The 17458-nt window shown below is 44.3% G+C and carries 17 protein-coding genes, 6 tRNA genes and 1 other RNA gene; 9 read left to right on the forward strand and 15 right to left on the reverse strand.

The annotated features are described in order from the left end of the window. Positions 1-9: 9 nt before the first annotated feature. The 12 genes from JFY49_RS04175 to JFY49_RS04230 all read right to left on the reverse strand — a co-directional run bounded on the left by JFY49_RS04175 (position 10) and on the right by JFY49_RS04230 (position 7584). Positions 10-1344, reverse strand: a complete 1335-nt coding sequence (locus JFY49_RS04175) for an IS4 family transposase (protein WP_200223737.1) — start codon at positions 1342-1344, stop codon at positions 10-12. Between the two features lie 124 nt (positions 1345-1468). After that, on the reverse strand, positions 1469-1849 hold the full coding sequence (gene panD / locus JFY49_RS04180) for an aspartate 1-decarboxylase (protein WP_086196843.1): 381 nt from the start codon (positions 1847-1849) through the stop codon (positions 1469-1471). Positions 1850-1992: 143 nt separating this feature from the next. Further along, a complete protein-coding gene (gene pth, locus JFY49_RS04185) occupies positions 1993-2574 on the reverse strand; it encodes an aminoacyl-tRNA hydrolase (protein ID WP_200223966.1) in 582 nt (193 codons plus the stop codon). A 19-nt stretch (positions 2575-2593) separates the two neighbouring features. Next, positions 2594-2890, reverse strand: coding sequence for a 50S ribosomal protein L25 (rplY, locus tag JFY49_RS04190; RefSeq protein ID WP_086196841.1), 297 nt, complete (start codon positions 2888-2890; stop codon positions 2594-2596). 100 nt (positions 2891-2990) lie between these two features. Next, the gene (locus tag JFY49_RS04195) at positions 2991-3944 is read right to left on the reverse strand and encodes a ribose-phosphate pyrophosphokinase (RefSeq protein ID WP_086196840.1); all 954 of its coding nucleotides are present in this window, start codon (positions 3942-3944) and stop codon (positions 2991-2993) included. A 36-nt stretch (positions 3945-3980) separates the two neighbouring features. After that, positions 3981-4055, reverse strand: a tRNA-Gln gene (locus tag JFY49_RS04200). 91 nt (positions 4056-4146) lie between these two features. Beyond that, positions 4147-4221: transfer RNA gene (locus JFY49_RS04205), tRNA-Gln, on the reverse strand. Positions 4222-4248: 27 nt separating this feature from the next. After that, positions 4249-4323: transfer RNA gene (locus tag JFY49_RS04210), tRNA-Gln, on the reverse strand. Positions 4324-4350: 27 nt separating this feature from the next. Next, a tRNA-Gln gene (locus tag JFY49_RS04215) sits at positions 4351-4425 on the reverse strand. 1 nt (position 4426) lies between these two features. Further along, a complete protein-coding gene (gene ispE, locus JFY49_RS04220; protein WP_200223969.1) occupies positions 4427-5257 on the reverse strand; it encodes a 4-(cytidine 5'-diphospho)-2-C-methyl-D-erythritol kinase in 831 nt (276 codons plus the stop codon). A 24-nt stretch (positions 5258-5281) separates the two neighbouring features. Then, positions 5282-5863, reverse strand: a complete 582-nt coding sequence (gene lolB / locus JFY49_RS04225; protein ID WP_200223972.1) for a lipoprotein insertase outer membrane protein LolB — start codon at positions 5861-5863, stop codon at positions 5282-5284. Between the two features lie 8 nt (positions 5864-5871). Next, a complete protein-coding gene (locus tag JFY49_RS04230; RefSeq protein ID WP_200223974.1) occupies positions 5872-7584 on the reverse strand; it encodes a tetratricopeptide repeat protein in 1713 nt (570 codons plus the stop codon). A gap of 78 nt (positions 7585-7662) precedes the next feature. Here JFY49_RS04230 and hemA point away from each other — a divergent pair, with 78 nt between their 5' ends. Then, on the forward strand, positions 7663-8952 hold the full coding sequence (gene hemA, locus JFY49_RS04235) for a glutamyl-tRNA reductase (protein ID WP_200223977.1): 1290 nt from the start codon (positions 7663-7665) through the stop codon (positions 8950-8952). 22 nt (positions 8953-8974) lie between these two features. Here hemA and JFY49_RS04240 read toward each other — a convergent pair whose 3' ends face one another. Further along, entirely contained in the window at positions 8975-10882 is a 1908-nt protein-coding gene (locus JFY49_RS04240; protein WP_200223979.1) for a DNA primase, read from the reverse strand. Positions 10883-11079: 197 nt separating this feature from the next. Beyond that, entirely contained in the window at positions 11080-12111 is a 1032-nt protein-coding gene (locus tag JFY49_RS04245) for an outer membrane protein assembly factor BamD (RefSeq protein ID WP_200223982.1), read from the reverse strand. A gap of 71 nt (positions 12112-12182) precedes the next feature. On the opposite strand from JFY49_RS04245, the gene rluD reads away from it, so the two are divergent. Genes rluD through JFY49_RS04260 form a run of 3 tightly spaced genes read left to right on the forward strand, consistent with a single transcriptional unit; the run spans position 12183 to position 14618 of the window. Beyond that, positions 12183-13235, forward strand: coding sequence for a 23S rRNA pseudouridine(1911/1915/1917) synthase RluD (gene rluD / locus JFY49_RS04250; RefSeq protein WP_180080671.1), 1053 nt, complete (start codon positions 12183-12185; stop codon positions 13233-13235). A gap of 48 nt (positions 13236-13283) precedes the next feature. Next, positions 13284-14024, forward strand: coding sequence for a peptidoglycan editing factor PgeF (gene pgeF / locus JFY49_RS04255; protein WP_200223985.1), 741 nt, complete (start codon positions 13284-13286; stop codon positions 14022-14024). A 42-nt stretch (positions 14025-14066) separates the two neighbouring features. Then, a complete protein-coding gene (locus tag JFY49_RS04260; protein ID WP_180080675.1) occupies positions 14067-14618 on the forward strand; it encodes a flavodoxin family protein in 552 nt (183 codons plus the stop codon). Between the two features lie 62 nt (positions 14619-14680). On the opposite strand, the gene smpB is transcribed toward JFY49_RS04260, so the two are convergent. After that, complete coding sequence (gene smpB / locus JFY49_RS04265) at positions 14681-15157, reverse strand: SsrA-binding protein SmpB (RefSeq protein ID WP_086196831.1); 477 nt, start codon at positions 15155-15157, stop codon at positions 14681-14683. 140 nt (positions 15158-15297) lie between these two features. Here smpB and coaD point away from each other — a divergent pair, with 140 nt between their 5' ends. From coaD to JFY49_RS04290, 5 genes are all read left to right on the forward strand, one after another. Further along, a complete protein-coding gene (gene coaD / locus JFY49_RS04270) occupies positions 15298-15789 on the forward strand; it encodes a pantetheine-phosphate adenylyltransferase (protein ID WP_086196830.1) in 492 nt (163 codons plus the stop codon). Between the two features lies 1 nt (position 15790). Then, positions 15791-16054 (forward strand): YfhL family 4Fe-4S dicluster ferredoxin, encoded by a 264-nt coding sequence (locus JFY49_RS04275; protein ID WP_200223990.1) that lies wholly within the window; start codon positions 15791-15793, stop codon positions 16052-16054. Positions 16055-16080: 26 nt separating this feature from the next. After that, positions 16081-16464: RNase P RNA component class A (gene rnpB / locus JFY49_RS04280), an RNA gene on the forward strand. A 72-nt stretch (positions 16465-16536) separates the two neighbouring features. Beyond that, a tRNA-Met gene (locus JFY49_RS04285) sits at positions 16537-16613 on the forward strand. Between the two features lie 642 nt (positions 16614-17255). Then, a tRNA-Met gene (locus JFY49_RS04290) sits at positions 17256-17332 on the forward strand. Positions 17333-17458 lie beyond the last annotated feature (126 nt).

Consider the following 17458-nt stretch of genomic DNA (forward strand, 5'->3'; position numbering starts at 1 on the left):
CAATGCTGTTCACTTAAGAGGAGCAGCATTGTGATCTACCGGATAACGGGTTTTTGACATCTTAACCGTTCGGGGTGTTGTTGGCCTCGAACGCCTTTCCAGAAACAGGCTACCCATCCCTGATCTCAGCTCCGATAGCCGCCTGCCAGTCCCTGACAAAGGGTTGGCATTCGCCATCACAATCAGCTGAACGGCTATGTACTGGCATGCAGGCTTAAAACGGATATCCGAAGGTGAACGCCCAAAGGCTACCGCTGCAAATGCCGCTTCTCGCCGAATAATATTGTAGCTCAGCAACAGACCCCACAACTCCTGATAAACCAGCTCTACCGTCTTGCTGCGAAGCGTGATGGCATTATGCTGCATCGAGCTTTTGATATCCCGAAAACCCAATTCGATTTCCCAACGCTCTTGATAGAGCCTGGCGATATCCTTTGCAGGATATTGATCGGCCGGCAGCGAGGTCAGAACTGTCTTTATTCGTCCGCCCCGCACAGCATAACTCACTTGCCTGACTTCCCAGTATTCGGGGAGCATCGGGTTTTTCTTTCTTGCCTGGGGTGACACTTTCATCCGTACCCGCACGTCACCTTCTGCATACGTCTCGATCACATCACTTTTCAGATTTTTGCGCTCCGGAATCAGCCAGTGACGACCTTGACCTTGCATCGAGAGTGAAAGCAATAAATCCGCACTCCAAAAACCCTTGTCAAACAAGGTGATCGAGTTATTCGGAATCTGGGAGATAAACTTTGCAGCCAAAGGAATCTCGCCCCGGCGATAGGGACTGATCTGTGCATCGACCAGTGTATGTGAGCGCACATTCATCAGCGCGACGAGCCGTAGCATCGGAAATGGCGTCTGGCGCTGTGTAGAAGTATTGCCTGAGCCAAAGTGCTCACGAAGATCAGTCGTATCCTGGGTTCGGAAGAGTGCACCATCGACAGCAAAGACCTGAAGCCCCTGCCATTGATCATCTGGATATCGCTCATGTCCCCAGTATTGACCCGTCTGGCGAAATAGCCACTCTACAGGATCTGCACCCAAACGCTTACGGGCTTCAGTTACCCCACTACGTGCCAGCAGGTCAAGAGAGGCTAACCCCTGAGCGCAAATATTCAGTCTTCTTGCCACTTCATGGATGGGCTCATCCCGAAAAATTGCCATCCCAAGAACCAGCCAGAGGACTTGATCTGCAGGCAAGCGTCGCCTGCGGATAGTAGCTGAACTGCTCAACTTGAGTGCGGATTCGACCCACTCAATGGGGATATTGTGAGTAAAGGTACTCAGATCCGAGAAGTTAAATAGACCGTTGAGGTCGAGAAGATCCTGCTGAAACACCATAAAAAATCCGATGCCAAACCTGACATCGGATTCTCTAATAAATTTCGCGAGGCTTCAAATGCTTAAGTGAACAGCATTGCCGCAGAAGCGAGCTTTTTGAATGTTTTGATCTGAACTGATCAGTTTAGGCAACCTGTACAGGAATACAGTTGGCGGTATGGTTCACTGTATTGTCCGGATTGGCATATACCAGACGAGGTTTATGGGCATTCGCTTCAGCTTCGGTGAAATCGCCAAATGTGGCGATAATCATTAAATCGCCCACATCAGCCTGCAGGGCAGCACCACCATTGACTGAAATAATGCCAGAATTTTCTTCACCACGGATGGCATAAGTGGTAAAACGCTTACCATTAGTCACGTTCCACATATGAATTTCTTCATATTCACGGATACCGGCTAAATCCATTAACACGCCGTCAATTGCACAAGAACCTTCATAATGTAATTCTGCTTGTGTCACGACACAACGGTGGATTTTAGCTTTTAATAAACGAGAAAGCATGGCTAGCGTCTCCTTAGTCGACCTAAGATTTTATCTTAGTTAAATCAAATCACTTCTTACTGGATCAGTAATCCGCAGAAAGCGCATTTTGCTCCGAAAAAAGCAACATGGCAAGAAGGAAAATTCAATTATTTGTAGAATGATCAGTTCGGTTTATACGCGTTAATTTGATTCATGGCTGTCTGAATGTCACCGTTTACCAGCAATTTAATGCGAGATAAAGCATGTGCAATGGCATCATCCATTAAACCTTGTTCGCTGCTTGGAGCTTTGCTCAGGACATGACCTGATACGCGTTCTTTGGAACCTGGGTGACCGATACCGATACGTAAGCGATGGAAATTGGGACCTGTATGCGGAACGATATCACGTAAACCGTTATGCCCACCATGCCCACCACCTGTTTTCAGGCGAATGACACCGGGATTCATATCCAGTTCATCATGTGCGATTAGCATGGTTTCAGGAGCAACTTGATAGAATTTGGCGAAGGGTACAACACTTTTGCCAGAGGCATTCATAAAGGTTGTGGGTAACAGCAGACGAACGTCTTGACCTTCGATGTTACCTCGACCACTGATTCCGTGGAATTTAGGATCGGCTTTGAGAGAGATGCCATATTGTTCTGCAAGGCGTTCAACGAACCAGAAGCCTGCATTATGGCGAGTTTGGGCATATTCCTTACCAGGATTGCCCAAACCAACAATTAGCGAAAGTTTTGACACTAATTTACACCGTTAACACTTATGCGCGTTTAAAGTCAGCGTGCATTGGAGTGTTTTTAGCTGGGTGACGTTGTAAAGCTTGGATTTTAACGCTTTCAACTTTGTCACCAACTTTGATTTCAACAACTTCTTCAAAGAAAGCGTTGTCTTCAAGTGCTTTAACAAGTTCACGAAGTTCTAAAGTAACCGCTACAGGTTCAGCAGCACCACCGTAGATGATTGCTGGTACTTTGCTTTGAAGACGAAGGCGGCGGCTCGAACCTTTCCCTTGTACTGCTTCTTCACGTGCTGCTGCGTTTAATACGAAGTTTGCCATGATAGACATTCCTAATTTAAGTTTAATTAAGCTGAGTTTTCGACCAGCTCAGCGATAGAAAACCCTGCCAAAGGCAGGGTTTTGAAAATTTAGCGCTATATTATAGATAAGAATCAAACATTGCGCTAATAGATTCTTCGTTGTTAATACGACGAATTGTTTCAGCAACCATGCTGGCGACTGAAACTTGGCGAATCTTACCAAGTTCTTGAGCTTCTTGAGAAAGAGGAATGGTATCTGTAACAACGAGCTCGTCGATTACAGAGTTTTTCAAGTTCTCAATTGCTTTACCAGAAAGTACTGGGTGAGTTGCATAGGCAACTACACGGCGAGCACCAAACTGTTTCAGTGCATCAGCAGCTTTACACAAGGTACCTGCTGTATCAACCATATCATCCACGATCACGCAGTCACGATCTTTCACATCACCAATCAAATGCATCACTTGTGATTCATTGGCTTTTTGACGACGTTTATCGATGATTGCAAGATCGATATCACCCATTTGTTTCGCTACAGCACGTGCACGAACTACACCGCCCACGTCTGGAGAAACAACCATAAGGTTATGGTGTTGCTGTTGACGAAGATCAGCAAGTAATGCTGGAGTACCGTAGATGTTGTCTACAGGGATATCGAAGAAACCTTGAATCTGGTCAGCATGAAGGTCGATCATTACAACGCGGTCAATACCGACAGTTGTCAGCATGTCTGCGACAACTTTTGCAGTGATTGGCACACGGCTTGAACGAGGACGACGGTCTTGACGAGCATATCCGAAGTAAGGGATGACAGCAGTAATACGACCTGCACTTGCACGACGCAAAGCATCAGCCATAACAAGGACTTCCATCAGGTTGTCATTTGTTGGGGCACAAGTAGGTTGTACTAGGAATACGTCTTTACCACGAACATTTTCAGTAATTTCGACAGCGATTTCACCGTCAGAAAATTGACCTACAGATGCTGCACCTAAAGGGATGTGCAGATGGCTTACGACTTTTTGGGCGAATTGTGGATGTGCAGTTCCACTAAAAACGACAAGATTGGGCATGAAGCACCCTTGGCGGTTGGAATGTTTGAAAGTAGATGGCAGGGGCGGCTGGATTCGAACCAACGGATGCCGAGATCAAAACCCGGTGCCTTACCACTTGGCGACGCCCCTAATGCGGCAGAACTTTAATATTTTTGCTGTTCTGTGTCAAGGTGAATTAACAAATGAACATGCAAATTCTGTTCTGTCTTTTTTGAGAAAATGGCAGGGGCGGCTGGATTCGAACCAACGGATGCCGAGATCAAAACCCGGTGCCTTACCACTTGGCGACGCCCCTAATACAGTAATCTACAGATGAATATGATGGCAGGGGCGGCTGGATTCGAACCAACGGATGCCGAGATCAAAACCCGGTGCCTTACCACTTGGCGACGCCCCTAATACAGTAATCTACAGATGAATATGATGGCAGGGGCGGCTGGATTCGAACCAACGGATGCCGAGATCAAAACCCGGTGCCTTACCACTTGGCGACGCCCCTATCATATAACCTTGAAATGACGTAATGGTGATTCATTTAAACTATTGACCAAGTAAGCTTTACAAGGTGAATGAGCTAAAATCTCATCAATATTCATGTCGGCGGTTACTTCAGTAAAAACACAAGCACCTGTACCTGTAAGTTTTGCAATACCGAACTGGTCTAAATACTGCATCGCTTCATTTACCTCAGGATAGAAGCTTCTTGCCAAAGGCTCAAAGTTATTTCCAAAGTTAAATGGCTTTAACTGATAGGCGCAAAATTTAGTAGGCTTCGTGTCTCTTGTCAACGTTTTTTGTGAAAAAAGCAATTGAGTGCTGATAAAACAATCAGGTTTTAACACAATGTATTGTTTTTGATCTAAGTCTATGAATGTTAAGTGTTCACCAATACCTTCCGCCCAAGCATTCCGCCCATGGACAAAAACTGGAACATCGGCACCTAACTTGAGTCCCAGTTCGGCCAACTGCTCAATACTTAAGCCACATTGCCATAACTGATTGACCACAATGAGGGTGGTGGCCGCATTGGATGACCCCCCACCAAGTCCAGCACCCATAGGAATATTTTTTTCAATGCGGATATTTAAGCCTGAATATGCTTTTGCATACGGCTTTAAAATCTGTGTTGCCTTGAAAATTAGGTTCTGTTCCAAATCAACGCTGTTTAGTCCATCAATACTAATTTCAGGAGTTGCTGGTTGGCTAAATTCCAGCCAGTCATACAGGTCAATGAGCTGAAAAATGCTTTGCAATTCATGGTAGCCGTCGTCACGACGGCCGGTGATATGCAAAAAAAGATTAAGCTTGGCAGGAGCGGGAACACGAATCATAGAATTTTAAACTTTTGAATAGGCTTAACGGTTTTGAATGAGCATTGTAATACGGTTTTCCTGACCGGATTCAAGTACATGTTTTAAAACTAGCTTGTTCGGTAACTGGGCTTGCTCGTTATAACTGAGATCTACTATCCAGCCATCTTCCAAGAACTGGATGGGGCGGTTTTGCTCATCTTTACTGATTTTTGCCAGCATGGTTGCCGGTTTAGCCTGAACCCAATCGACTAAATGGGTAATGGGGGCTTGCCAGCCTGTGGCACGCTCAAGTAACTCTTCCGGAGTATCCGCTGTAATCAACCCGGTTTTTGCACTATTGAGGGTGACATTACCCGGTTGGCCGGAAATCTGGGTTTTACCCACGCCCAAAATTCCGCTTAATTCGATGTCGAATGCATCCTGCTGTTGTACCCAGGTAAAAAAGGCACTGCCAGATTGTCCCGGAGTTCTTACCCCAATTTTACCTTGCAGATTAAAATTCTTCGCAGCTTCTGGAATTTGAGCAACATTCGGTGCTTGAGGCTGGGTGTATTGTTGGCAACCGCTCAGGATTAGCGTGCTTGCTGCAATCAGGCTTAAACTGAATTTTGAAAAAATGTGCATACAGATAGTTAACTCTTTTTCATTTGTTGCGGTAACAGTAACGATTTCAATTGCTCTAATTGCGGATCATTCGGATGATTTTTTTGTAATTGTTGTAACACTTTACTAAATTTTGTCAGCTCACCTTGCATGTATAAAGATTTGGCATAACGTACACCAATTTTCACATTTTGACTTAATTGGTAGGCTTGCTCTAATACTTGAGCTGAAGTTTTAAAGTCATTTTGTAAATAAGTGATATAGCCTAAAGTATCTAAAATAGAGGCCTGTTCCGGAGCAAATTCCAGAGCATGTTCAACATACTTGCGGGCTTCATCTAAACGCCGGTTTTGCAGGGCAAGCGTATAGGCATAGGCATTGAGGTAAGTCGGGCTATTGGGTTCTATTTCCAGTAATTTTTTCAATAATTTATCCAGTTTATCTTTGTCTTGAAAAGCATCAAGTAATAACACTTCGGAGTAAATTAGTTCCGGGTCATCCGGGACGTTTTTAATGGCTTCATCCAGCAGGCGCATGGCTGCTTTTTTATTGTCCATTCGTTTTAAAATATCAGCCTGAGCCTGGTACAGGAAACTGGCATATTGCGGATAATTGACCCGTTCCTGAGTCAGGAAGCGCAGGGCATCGGTGGGCTGGTTCTGGGCGGAAAAAATATTAATCATGTTGCGGCGCGAAACTGTGTAGAGGCTACCATCCACCAGACGGTAATAGGCTTTTGCAGTTTCAAAATGTTGTTTACGCTCGGCATTGACTGCTAGATAATAATAGGCCTCATTTTGATATTGCGTGGAATATCGCAGCTCAACTAAATATTTTTCAGCTTTTTCATACTGTTCTAAGTCAATACTGGTTAAACCGGCAATAAACAATGCTTCTTCTTCATGGGGCCATTTTTTTAACAGGGCTTCAAGTTTATTGAGAGCTTCTTCTGACTTATTTAATTTAATCAGATATTTAATTTCCGCTAAGCGAACTTCGATATTGTTTTTATGTTTGCGGCTGGCTTTGTCGTACCATTTTAGGGTTGCTTCATCATCCCCCAAGGCACTGAGTAAATTGGCCTTCATTAAAATAAAGCCGGTCACATTGGCACGCTTTTTTAATGCACGACTAATGGTGATCAGGGCCTGCTCCAGTTGCCCGTTTTGTGCTTCCAAGCCTGCAATCAGTACCAGTACGGAAGGATTATCCCGTTCTTTACTTTTACGTAAAGCATCAATCAGAAAATCCCGATCTTCAGGGTCTTCAGGGGCAATCCCGGCCAGAATTTTTTCCAGGTCTGCATTGGGGTCAATATTTAAAATTTTGTCCAGCGTTTCTGCAGCCAGTTCATATTCATGGGCTTTTAAGGCAATATGTGAAAGATAAAATAAAGCCGGCACATCGGTCGGTTCTTGCACCACCCAATGGGTTGCAATATCCAGGGCTGCTTTTAGATCATTCTGTTCAATCGCAACATTTAAGGCGCGCTGTTTAACCGTAGTGGAATTGCTTTTAATTGCAAGCACAGTGTAGTTGTGTAATGCTGTGGGAATGTCATGATAGGTCAGTGCAAATTCAGCAATCATGCTTTGTTTTATGGCATTATAGTTTGAATTGGCATGATAAATTTCTCCAGATGCTCTAATATGAGCACTGTAAGCCATGCTACCCACAAGTAAGAATGTGGTAGAATATTGCTTAATTGTCGCGCCGTTTATCCGGCTATTTGTTTGACGCAATTTTTCTTGATCCAAGTAATGCTTTTTATGACACCAATACTGCACAATAGCATAAATTTAGCGAAATGATGATCTGATATGTCTTTCTTTGCATTGGGTGTCAACCATCAAACCGCCTCTGTAGAGCTGCGTGAGCAGATTGCATTTAATCCTGAAAAATTAATGCACCTGCTTGCCCTGCAAAGCCAAAACCATGACCTGAATGATATGGTGGTGGTCTCTACATGTAACCGCACCGAAGTTTATGCCATGTCTGAAAATGCGGACATGGTAATGAATTGGCTCGCCGAAGCAAATGACTTAGATGTTAAACAATTGTTTAATCATGTATATCGTTACGAAAATGCGCAGGCAGTGACCCATTTAATGCGGGTAGCCAGTGGTCTGGATTCGCTGATGCTAGGTGAACCGCAAATTTTGGGGCAGGTGAAATCAGCATTGTCTCTGGCTAAAGATGCACATACTGTTTCGCCGGATTTAAACCGAATTTTTGAATATGCTTTTTATGCAGCCAAACGTGTGCGCTCGGAAACAGCAGTGGGGAGTCATGCTGTTTCGATGGGTTATGCCGTTGCCCAGCTGGCCCTGCAGGTGTTTAGCAAACCTGAAAAACTGACCGTGATGGTGGTAGCTGCAGGGGAAATGAACAGCTTGGTGGCGAAGCATTTAGCGGAAATGGGAGTGGGGAAAGTCCTGATTTGCAACCGTACCCGTGCGCGTGCAGAAAGTTTGGCACAAGAAATTGCACATCGCGTTGACGTGGAAATTATTGAATTCTCTGATTTGGCTGCAAATTTACACCGTGCAGATGTCATTTCAAGCTGTACCGGAAGTCTGCATCAGGTTATTTCATATCAAGATGTTAAAACAGCGTTGAAAAAACGCCGTTATCAACAAATGCTGTTGGTCGATTTGGCCGTTCCGCGCGATATTGATCCCAAAGTGGAATCTCTGGATGGCGTTTATTTGTATGGAGTGGACGACCTGCAAAGTGTGATTGATGACAATCTTGCCCAACGTCGCCAGGCTGCGGTTGAAGCCGAGGTAATGGTCAATCAGTTAGCTACAGAAATGCTGACCCAGCAAAAAATCAAAAAAGCTGGCAGTACCATTCAAGCTTATCGTGAACAGGGTGAAGTACTCAGGCAAGAAGAACTGGCTTTGGCAATGTCACGTCTGGCTAGTGGTGACAATCCTGAGCAGATTTTGCAGGAATTATCGTATCGCCTGACACAAAAACTACTGCATCCGACTTCAATCTTGTTGCGACAGGCAGCCAAGGCTGAAGATCCGGCTTGTTTTGAATCGATGCGTGATCAATTAGAAGATGTATTTGCTAAACGGCGTAATATCAAGCATAAATCATAAATACTAAATTATAGCCGCTCGCTTAGTCTTCCAGCAGGGTCAGCGAGCGCTTTTTATCAATCTCGTAAATTTTCTGTTTCAGGTTGCGCATTTCGGCAATGCTGGTGAACTTTTTAGATTTGAGTTTTTGTTGCAAACATTGATATTGCAGTTTGATGGAAAAATCTTCTGCCAGTTTGTCGGCCTGCTCAGGTGAAGATGTGTAATCACTGATATTGGCGTGTAGCAAAATATTTTGCAGATCATGGTGATAAGGCGCACAGGCACCTAAGACATAATACTGTGACAGCTCGGTATCATCAGGTAAATCATCAAAAATGATATTGAAGATATCAAGAATTTTAAACAGCAGTTGATCGTGTGAAATCAAGGCGCGTAGCGGTTCAAAATGAATATACAGATAGGGGTGATTCATTAAAATCGCAATGACATATTCTTCTGCATCAATCTTGGTGCTAAAGCTTAAGGATGCATCATTGTTGACCTGAGGTTGCCATTTGCGGTTAAAGCCCAGTTTTTCTCTAAAGAACTGCTGCAATAAATAACGGTACGACCCCTGTTTTGGCAACAGTTCGGTCAGTTGACGTAATTCGCCCATGACCTGGCTTTTGCCTTCCGGCTTGGTCACATCATGATTCTGGGTTAAAAGAGCAAAGACAAAATCGGAGAGTAACGGCGCTTGCTGTAACAGGCGGTGAAAGTTTTCAATACCTTCACGGCGAATCAGTGAATCCGGGTCGTGATCATTGGGTAACACAAAAAACTTGAGTTCACGGCCATCATTGAGTAGCGGCAGGGCAATTTCGAGTGTACGGCGGGCGGCTTTTTGTCCGGCAGCATCACCATCGAAAGCAATGGTAATACGGTTGTTTTGTTTGAATAAAATATTCAGGTGTTCGGTATTACTCGCTGTTCCCAAGGTCGCCACAGCCCCAGAAATGCCATATTGCTGCAAGGCAATGACATCCATATAACCTTCAACCATTAGCCAGTCTTGGGCTTTCTGTTTGCGGCCTTCATATAAACCATACAGCAACTGGTTTTTATGAAACACTTCCGAGTCCGGCGAGTTGATGTACTTGGGTTTGATTTCGTCATTCAAGGCACGACCACCAAAACCGACCACGCGACCTTTAGCATCCCGGATCGGGAAAATCACCCGGTCACGCAGCAGGTCAAAATCGCGTCCATTGTCACTGGTACGGATCAGCCCCAGTAATTTTAAGCCTTCAATATCCTGTGGAAAAGCTTTTTCCAGATGTTGCCAGTCTTCTGGCGCATAGCCTAAACGCCAATAGTCAATGGTCTCTGCACTTAAGCCACGTTGCTTGAAATATTGCTGGGCACTGGTACTTTGCGGTAACTGGCGTTGGTAATACTGGGCAATGTTTTCCAGTAGATCAAACAGGTTGCCGTCTTGTACTGTTTCTTCCATTGGCATCTGTTCAAAAGATGCAAATGGATCATCATGGTATTCGGTTTCTTGCGCCTGAAATTCTGCAAAAGGATCAAAATGTGCTACAGACGCTGCATTCGGTGTTTGATCGATGGTGTTTTTCGGTTGTTCTTGCAGCTGTGTTGCTGCAGCAGGTTTTATGGATTCACGTTTATATTTGATTTTATTGCTGTCGTTATTGTCTTTCGGCAGTTCAATCCCTGTACGGCTCGATAGATCCTTCATCACATCAATAAAGTTACGACCGTCAATATCCATTAAAAAGCGGATGGCATTACCGTTGGCCTGACAGCCAAAACAATGGAAATATTGCTTGTCGCGATAGACATGGAAAGATGGCGATTTTTCCTGATGAAAAGGGCAGCAACCTGAATAGGTGCGACCAGTTTTCTTGAGTTTCACGCGCTGACCAATCAGATCGACAATATCGGTGCGATCCAGGATTTGATCAATCGTGTGTTGAGGAATAGCCATAGGTATGCAATCGGGTGATAATTTATCTAAATGGCTGACAAATAAGCTGTCAGAATTTCCGCATATTAAAATTGCGGCATCGGTTAAAAGTTAATTTGTATACCTTTTGCGCAAAATGATCAATATGATGCATTGAAATGACAAAAGGGCAAGTATGATAACTTGCCCTTCATAAAAATGCGACCGATAAGCCAAGCTTATTCTGATGCTGGCGCCTCGGTTGGTGTTTCTTGTTGAGGCTGTTGCTCTGGTGCGGCAGGAATGCTGCTTTCAGTTTTAGGACGGTCTAGCAAGCCAAAACTGATGCGATTAGTGAAACTGCGTTTTTCACTCTGCGCTGCATTTTGCTGTTGCTCTGCTTCGGTCGAGCTTTGCGCTTCGCGACCAAAAATACCTAAAGTGGCGCGGTTAAACCAGCTGCCTTCACCATGTGCAGCACGCATATTCACGCTACCATCAGCTTTGACCAGATGCGGATAATTCAGCTTTAACACTTCAATGTACTGCTGTGAAGTCTGCTGATCGCCCAATTTGTCATACCCGTAAGCCATGGTGGCTAAAGCTTCAGGAACTTGCGGGGTTTGTGGATAATGTTCGACTACCCATTGTGAACGTTCAACAGCAGCAAGCCATGCTTTACGCTTAATATTAAAGCGCGCCGCGTTCATTTCACTTTCAGCCAGCTCCGTGCCAATGAACTTCATACGCTGTGCCGCATCGACAGCATAAGTACTTGATGGGAAACGGCGGATGAAATCGACAAAATTCTGATAAGCCACTTTTAAATAGCTGACATCACGGTGTGACTGTTTTAATGAGGTATAACGTAATAGGCCATCATAGTTTTGTTCCATGTTCGCGACACCACGAACATAGTAGGCATAGTCCACATTGGGATGTTGCGGGTTTAAACGGATAAAACGCTCAGCCAGGGCAACTGCGCCTTCATAATCTTTTTGTTGAAATTTAACATATAACAATTCCAGCTGTGCCTGTTGGGCATAGTCACCTGTTGGATAATAGGTATCGATTGCTTCAAGATGTTTGGCCGCATCGGTATATTGACCACGTTCAAGGGCTTTTTCAGCTTTTTGAATATAAACTTGTTCGCTAGATTGTGGTCCTGTGTCTACCACTTCTTTCTTTGGATTACTGCTACAGCCCACTATTGCCGACGCAACGCCTAAAGATAAAGCAAGCATTGTCATTTTATAACGTGGTAACGACATAAAAATTCCTCTGTTAATACGGGCAATGAGCTACAATTGCACTATTAAACCACTTTTGTCTGAATGAGCAAATGAGTCAAGCACAATCTTCTAATTCTAATGTCCCTGAAACTGATTTCAATTTACTTGAAGATTCTGAGGATGCAGATAACCATACTTCAGACTCAACTGCAACACGTTTATCGTTGCAATTTCAATTGGATGAAAGTTATTTAGGGCAACGTATCGATCAGGTTGCAGCGTTAGTTTGGAGCGATTTTTCTCGTGAAAAATTGAAGCAGTGGCTGAAAGATGGCCATTTGTTGGTAAATGGTAACACTGTCAAACCTAAGTATAAATGTGAAGGCAATGAGCTGCTCACGCTGGATGTCGAGCTGGAAGTTCAAACCAAAAGCCTGCCGGAAAATATTCCCCTCAATGTGGTGTATGAAGATGACGATATTATTGTCATTAACAAACCGGTTGGTATGGTGGTTCATCCGGGTGCGGGAAATACGAGCGGTACACTGGTGAACGCCTTGCTTTATCATTATCCAAAATCTGCCGAACTGGCTCGTGCCGGTCTGGTACACCGTATTGATAAAGACACTAGCGGTTTGCTGGTGGTGGCGAAAAATCTTGAAGCCCAGTTTTCTTTAAGCAAGCAATTGGCGAAGAAATCGGTATATCGTCTCTATGATCTGGTGGTGTACGGTAACATTATTGCCGGTGGTACGATTGATGAGCCAATTAAGCGCCATCCGGTCGATCGAGTAAAAATGGCCGTGTTGCCGGGTGGTCGAGATGCAGTGACCCATTACAATGTGAAAGAACGCTTTCAGCATTTCACCCGTGTGCAGGCACGTCTGGAAACCGGCCGTACCCATCAGATTCGTGTGCATTTTAGTTATCTGGGCTTTGGTCTGGTTGGTGATTCGGTGTATATGAGCCGTGTCCGTGTACCGGCAGGTGCTTCAGAATTACTGGCCGATACTTTGCGCGGCTTTAAACGTCAGGCCTTGCATGCAACCAAACTTGGACTGATTCATCCACGCAGTGGTGAAGAAATGATGTTTGAGGCACCATGGGCAGATGACTTTGCGCAGTTGATTGAGGTATTGCGCAGTGAAAATAAAGCCTACTAAGTGGTTTTATGGCTGGTGAATCATAAGGAAAAGCACAAGGAAATAGACATGCAATTTGTTCAAGGGCTTCCGGAAGGTGTATGTGTTGGGCAGACGCGAGTGCATCATGAAAAAATTCAGCCTTCAGCTCAACCTGAACTGGCAGGATTTAACCTGGCCTTGCATGTGGGGGATGATGCAAAGCGTGTACAGCAGCATCGTATGGCTTTACTGGCGGAGTTTACTGAATTCGGGGTCGATAAAGTGACCTGGATGACGCAAACCCATAGCACCATTTGTCATACCATCAATGAAGAAATCCCTTTTCAGGCCCTGGAAGGGGATGGAGTGGTGACCCAGCGTAAAGCACATGCCTTAATGATGATGACTGCGGATTGTTTGCCTGTGGTGCTCGGCAATGCAGATGGAACGGAGATAGCGAATTTGCATGCCGGCTGGCGAGGCTTGGCCCATGGTATTGTGGAAAATACCATTGCTGCCATGCAAACCCAGCCAACTTGGGCATGGTTGGGCGCTGCGATTAGTCAGCCCTGTTTTGAAATTGGAGCAGAAGTCAAACAGGCTTTCTGCTCTAAATACCCTGAACTGGAAGCTGCTTTTAAAGCGGGTGAAAAAGCAGATAAATTTTATGCTGACTTATATGCGATTGCACGATTTATCTTAAAGCAAAATGGGGTTGAAATTGTGCTGGGCGGTGACCAATGTTCATATACACAAGCAGAAGAATATTTTTCCTATCGCCGTGAAGCCAAAACCGGTCGTATGGCAACATTCGTGTTTATGATTTGAAACTGTTAAACTTGTTGATTAAAACTTACTGCTTTTATTGATATGCCTTTATCCACGAAATCTCTTGCTATCGTTTATCACAGCCCCTATGGACATACTGCAAAGGTCGCTTCTTTCATTGCTCAAGGGGCCAAGCAAACCGGTATTCAGGTACATTGCATGAATATCGAGCATGTGGATTGGGATGTTTTGGATCAGGCTGATGCCATTATATTCGGTTGTCCGACCTATATGGGCAGTATTACTTCAGCCTTGAAGCTATTTATGGAGCAGTCATCCAAACGCTGGCTGGCACGGACCTGGCAAGGCAAAATTGCAGCAGGTTTTACCAATGGCGGTGGATTGAGTGGTGATAAACTGGCAGTATTGCAGCAGATCAATCTGTTTGCCATGCAGCACGGCATGCTGTGGGCAGGTTTGCCGCTGATGCCGACTGGGCGTGGTTCGCAGGACCTGAACCGGATGTCGGGCTTTTTGGGATTGATGACCCAATCGGATAATGCCCCGGTAGAGGTGACACCACCGCAAGGTGACCTGGATACGGCTATCTGGTTTGGTGAATATCTGGCATTGTTAGCAAACAGATTCAAGTAAGTTCAGATTTTTTCAGAAATTTAAAAACCTCCAGCTGGAGGTTTTTTTTATTCAGGTGAAAATTATTTGTGGAAAATCCGGGCCTTGTCACGCTGCCAGTCCCGGTCTTTTTCAGTCGCACGTTTATCGTGTAACTGTTTCCCTTTCACCAGGGCAATTTCCAGTTTGGCTAATGGACCTTTCCAGTAGCAGGCCAAAGGTACGCAGGCATAACCTTTCTGATTCACTGCACCTAAAAGTTTTTCAATTTCGCGGCGTGAAAGCAGCAATTTGCGTGTGCGGGTTGCTTCAGGCACCACATGCGTTGAAGCAGATAACAGGGGCTGGATTTGTGCACCAAATAAAAACGCTTCATTGTTCTTGAACAGAATATAACTTTCGGTAATGGTCATCCGCCCGGCACGCAAGGACTTGACTTCCCAGCCTTGTAAAGACAACCCGGCTTCGAATTTATCTTCAATAAAATAATCATGGCGAGCACGCTTGTTCTGCGCAATAGTGCCACCAGTATTTTTTTTAACTACGATTGATTTCGACATAATACGCATATTCCAAGATTAGTTCTATTTTGCCTCAAACTCGCTCTGAGGTGAAGTTTTTTCAAAAGTAAGGAGATTGTTCACTAAAAAAAGAAGTTTTTGTTAAAATAGGGCTCTACTAAAAACTAGAGTAAAAATGGATGACTAAATCTCGCGTCATTTATCCAGGCACTTTCGATCCAATTACCAATGGACATATCGATTTGGTGTCACGTGCAGCGAAAATGTTTGATGAAGTTGTGGTTGCTATTGCCATTGGTCATCACAAAAATCCAGTCTTTAGTTTGGAAGAGCGAGTGGAACTAGCAAAAAAATCGCTCAGTCATTTGCCTAATGTAGAATTTGTCGGCTTTGATGGTCTGTTGGTCAATTTTTTCCGTGAACAGAAAGCAACAGCAGTTCTGCGTGGATTACGCGCCGTATCTGACTTTGAGTATGAATTTCAACTGGCCAACATGAACCGTCGCCTGGATGCAAGTTTTGAGGCGGTATTTCTAACCCCTTCAGAGCAATATTCTTTTATTTCATCTACTTTAGTACGTGAAATAGCACGCTTAAATGGTGATGTCGCGCAGTTTGTACCGCAAGCTGTGGTAGAAGCCTTTAAGCGGAAACAACAGCAAGGTTGGTAACGTGTCTTTATATATTACCGATGAATGCATCAATTGTGATGTCTGTGAGCCGGTGTGCCCGAATGAGGCGATATTCATGGGTGAAATCATTTATGAAATTCACCCGGATTTATGTACCGAATGCGTTGGGCATTTTGATCAACCGCAGTGTCAATTGTTCTGTCCGGTCGACTGTATTCCGCATGATCCCCAGCATGTGGAATCACAAGATGACCTGATGGAAAAATATAAAAAGCTGATTGCACAAAAAAGCACCAGTAATTAGTGCTGAAATTTGTTAGCATACGCCCCGAAGTGAGCCAGACGATCGCTGCTGTGGAGATCTCCGTGATTGAAGCAGGGGAGGAAAGTCCGGGCTTCGTAGGGCAGGGTGCCAGGTAACGCCTGGGCGGTGAAAGCCGACGGCAAGTGCAGCAGAGAGTAGACCGCCATCTTTGCAATTTTCCTTCGGGGAGACCAAGAGAGATGGTAAGGGTGAAAGGGTGCGGTAAGAGCGCACCGCGTGTCTGGTAACAGTTCACGGCAAGGTAAACCCCACCAGAAGCAAGACCAAATAGGAATCCTTCAGGCACGGCCCGTGCTGGATTCGGGTAGGTCGCTTGAGCGTACGAGTGATTGTACGCCTAGAGGAATGATCGTTCACGACAGAACCCGGCTTATCGGCTCACTTCACCAATTTTTTTACAATTATTGCGTGATATTTCTTGACATGAAGTTCCCTGAAATAGATAATACGCGCACAGTTTTGGCTATGTAGCTCAGTTGGTTAGAGCACCGCACTCATAATGCGGGGGTCACAGGTTCAAGTCCCGTCATAGCCACCATTTTCATAGACCACGTTTATAAAAGCGTGGTCTTTTTTTATGTCTAAAATTTATCTTAAAAAATCATTATTCACATTGAATGGCATTGAGTTTTACTTTAGGAAATTTTTGCTTATATTTTCCAGAATTTTTGGCTTTTTATCTTTTCCAAACACGATCTGTTGCAATTGATCGATTTTATTTTTAGTAAGATGAAACTGTGCATAGTGCAAAGCAATCTGGTTTTGCGTAGCAACTGCTAATTTCTGATCTTGCGTAATTTGCTCAATACGATAGAGCTTTTTCTGTGCTTGACTGCGTTGTGCCGGGGGTGCGCTTTTGCTACATGGTCAAAAGCTGTTGATTGTTGATCCATCACCACATCCATACAGACTCCATTGTAATCGACGAATATGGGTGAAATTAACTGCCAGAGGAGCCACTCATTAGGGGAATTAAGCTGATGGCGATGAATTTGAGATGCATTTTATTTCAATATTTCAGTGCTTTAATTTTAAGGTTTAAGTAGGAAATAGCTGTAATAAATCGCTGTTTTGTTTAAATATTAACTGAAAAAAAATAAAACGCTCAAACTCTGAACACTCGAAAAATAAAGGGCTTGACGCTAGTTGTTGAAATCTAGATAATGCGCACACAGTTTATGGCTATGTAGCTCAGTTGGTTAGAGCACCGCACTCATAATGCGGGGGTCACAGGTTCAAGTCCCGTCATAGCCACCATTTTTATAGACCATGCTCTCAGCATGGTCTCTTTTTTTATGGTTCAAAAAAGTCAGGTCGATTCTCAGAAGCAGAAAAAGGTCTGTTAACCATCCATTAATAAAATGCCAATAGAGCCTGTATAAG

This window comes from Acinetobacter sp. CS-2 (assembly GCF_016599715.1).
Lineage (GTDB): Bacteria > Pseudomonadota > Gammaproteobacteria > Pseudomonadales > Moraxellaceae > Acinetobacter.

Coding starts and splice junctions, on each gene's coding strand:
- JFY49_RS04260 (WP_180080675.1), top strand. CDS start 14,067: ATGCCTTTATCCACGAAATCTCTTGCTATCGTTTATCACAGCCCCTAT.
- hemA (WP_200223977.1), top strand. CDS start 7,663: ATGTCTTTCTTTGCATTGGGTGTCAACCATCAAACCGCCTCTGTAGAG.
- smpB (WP_086196831.1), bottom strand. CDS start 15,157: ATGTCGAAATCAATCGTAGTTAAAAAAAATACTGGTGGCACTATTGCG.
- coaD (WP_086196830.1), top strand. CDS start 15,298: ATGACTAAATCTCGCGTCATTTATCCAGGCACTTTCGATCCAATTACC.
- lolB (WP_200223972.1), bottom strand. CDS start 5,863: ATGCACATTTTTTCAAAATTCAGTTTAAGCCTGATTGCAGCAAGCACG.
- JFY49_RS04240 (WP_200223979.1), bottom strand. CDS start 10,882: ATGGCTATTCCTCAACACACGATTGATCAAATCCTGGATCGCACCGAT.
- pgeF (WP_200223985.1), top strand. CDS start 13,284: ATGCAATTTGTTCAAGGGCTTCCGGAAGGTGTATGTGTTGGGCAGACG.
- JFY49_RS04245 (WP_200223982.1), bottom strand. CDS start 12,111: ATGTCGTTACCACGTTATAAAATGACAATGCTTGCTTTATCTTTAGGC.
- JFY49_RS04175 (WP_200223737.1), bottom strand. CDS start 1,344: ATGGTGTTTCAGCAGGATCTTCTCGACCTCAACGGTCTATTTAACTTC.
- ispE (WP_200223969.1), bottom strand. CDS start 5,257: ATGATTCGTGTTCCCGCTCCTGCCAAGCTTAATCTTTTTTTGCATATC.
- rluD (WP_180080671.1), top strand. CDS start 12,183: ATGAGTCAAGCACAATCTTCTAATTCTAATGTCCCTGAAACTGATTTC.
- panD (WP_086196843.1), bottom strand. CDS start 1,849: ATGCTTTCTCGTTTATTAAAAGCTAAAATCCACCGTTGTGTCGTGACA.
- JFY49_RS04195 (WP_086196840.1), bottom strand. CDS start 3,944: ATGCCCAATCTTGTCGTTTTTAGTGGAACTGCACATCCACAATTCGCC.
- rplY (WP_086196841.1), bottom strand. CDS start 2,890: ATGGCAAACTTCGTATTAAACGCAGCAGCACGTGAAGAAGCAGTACAA.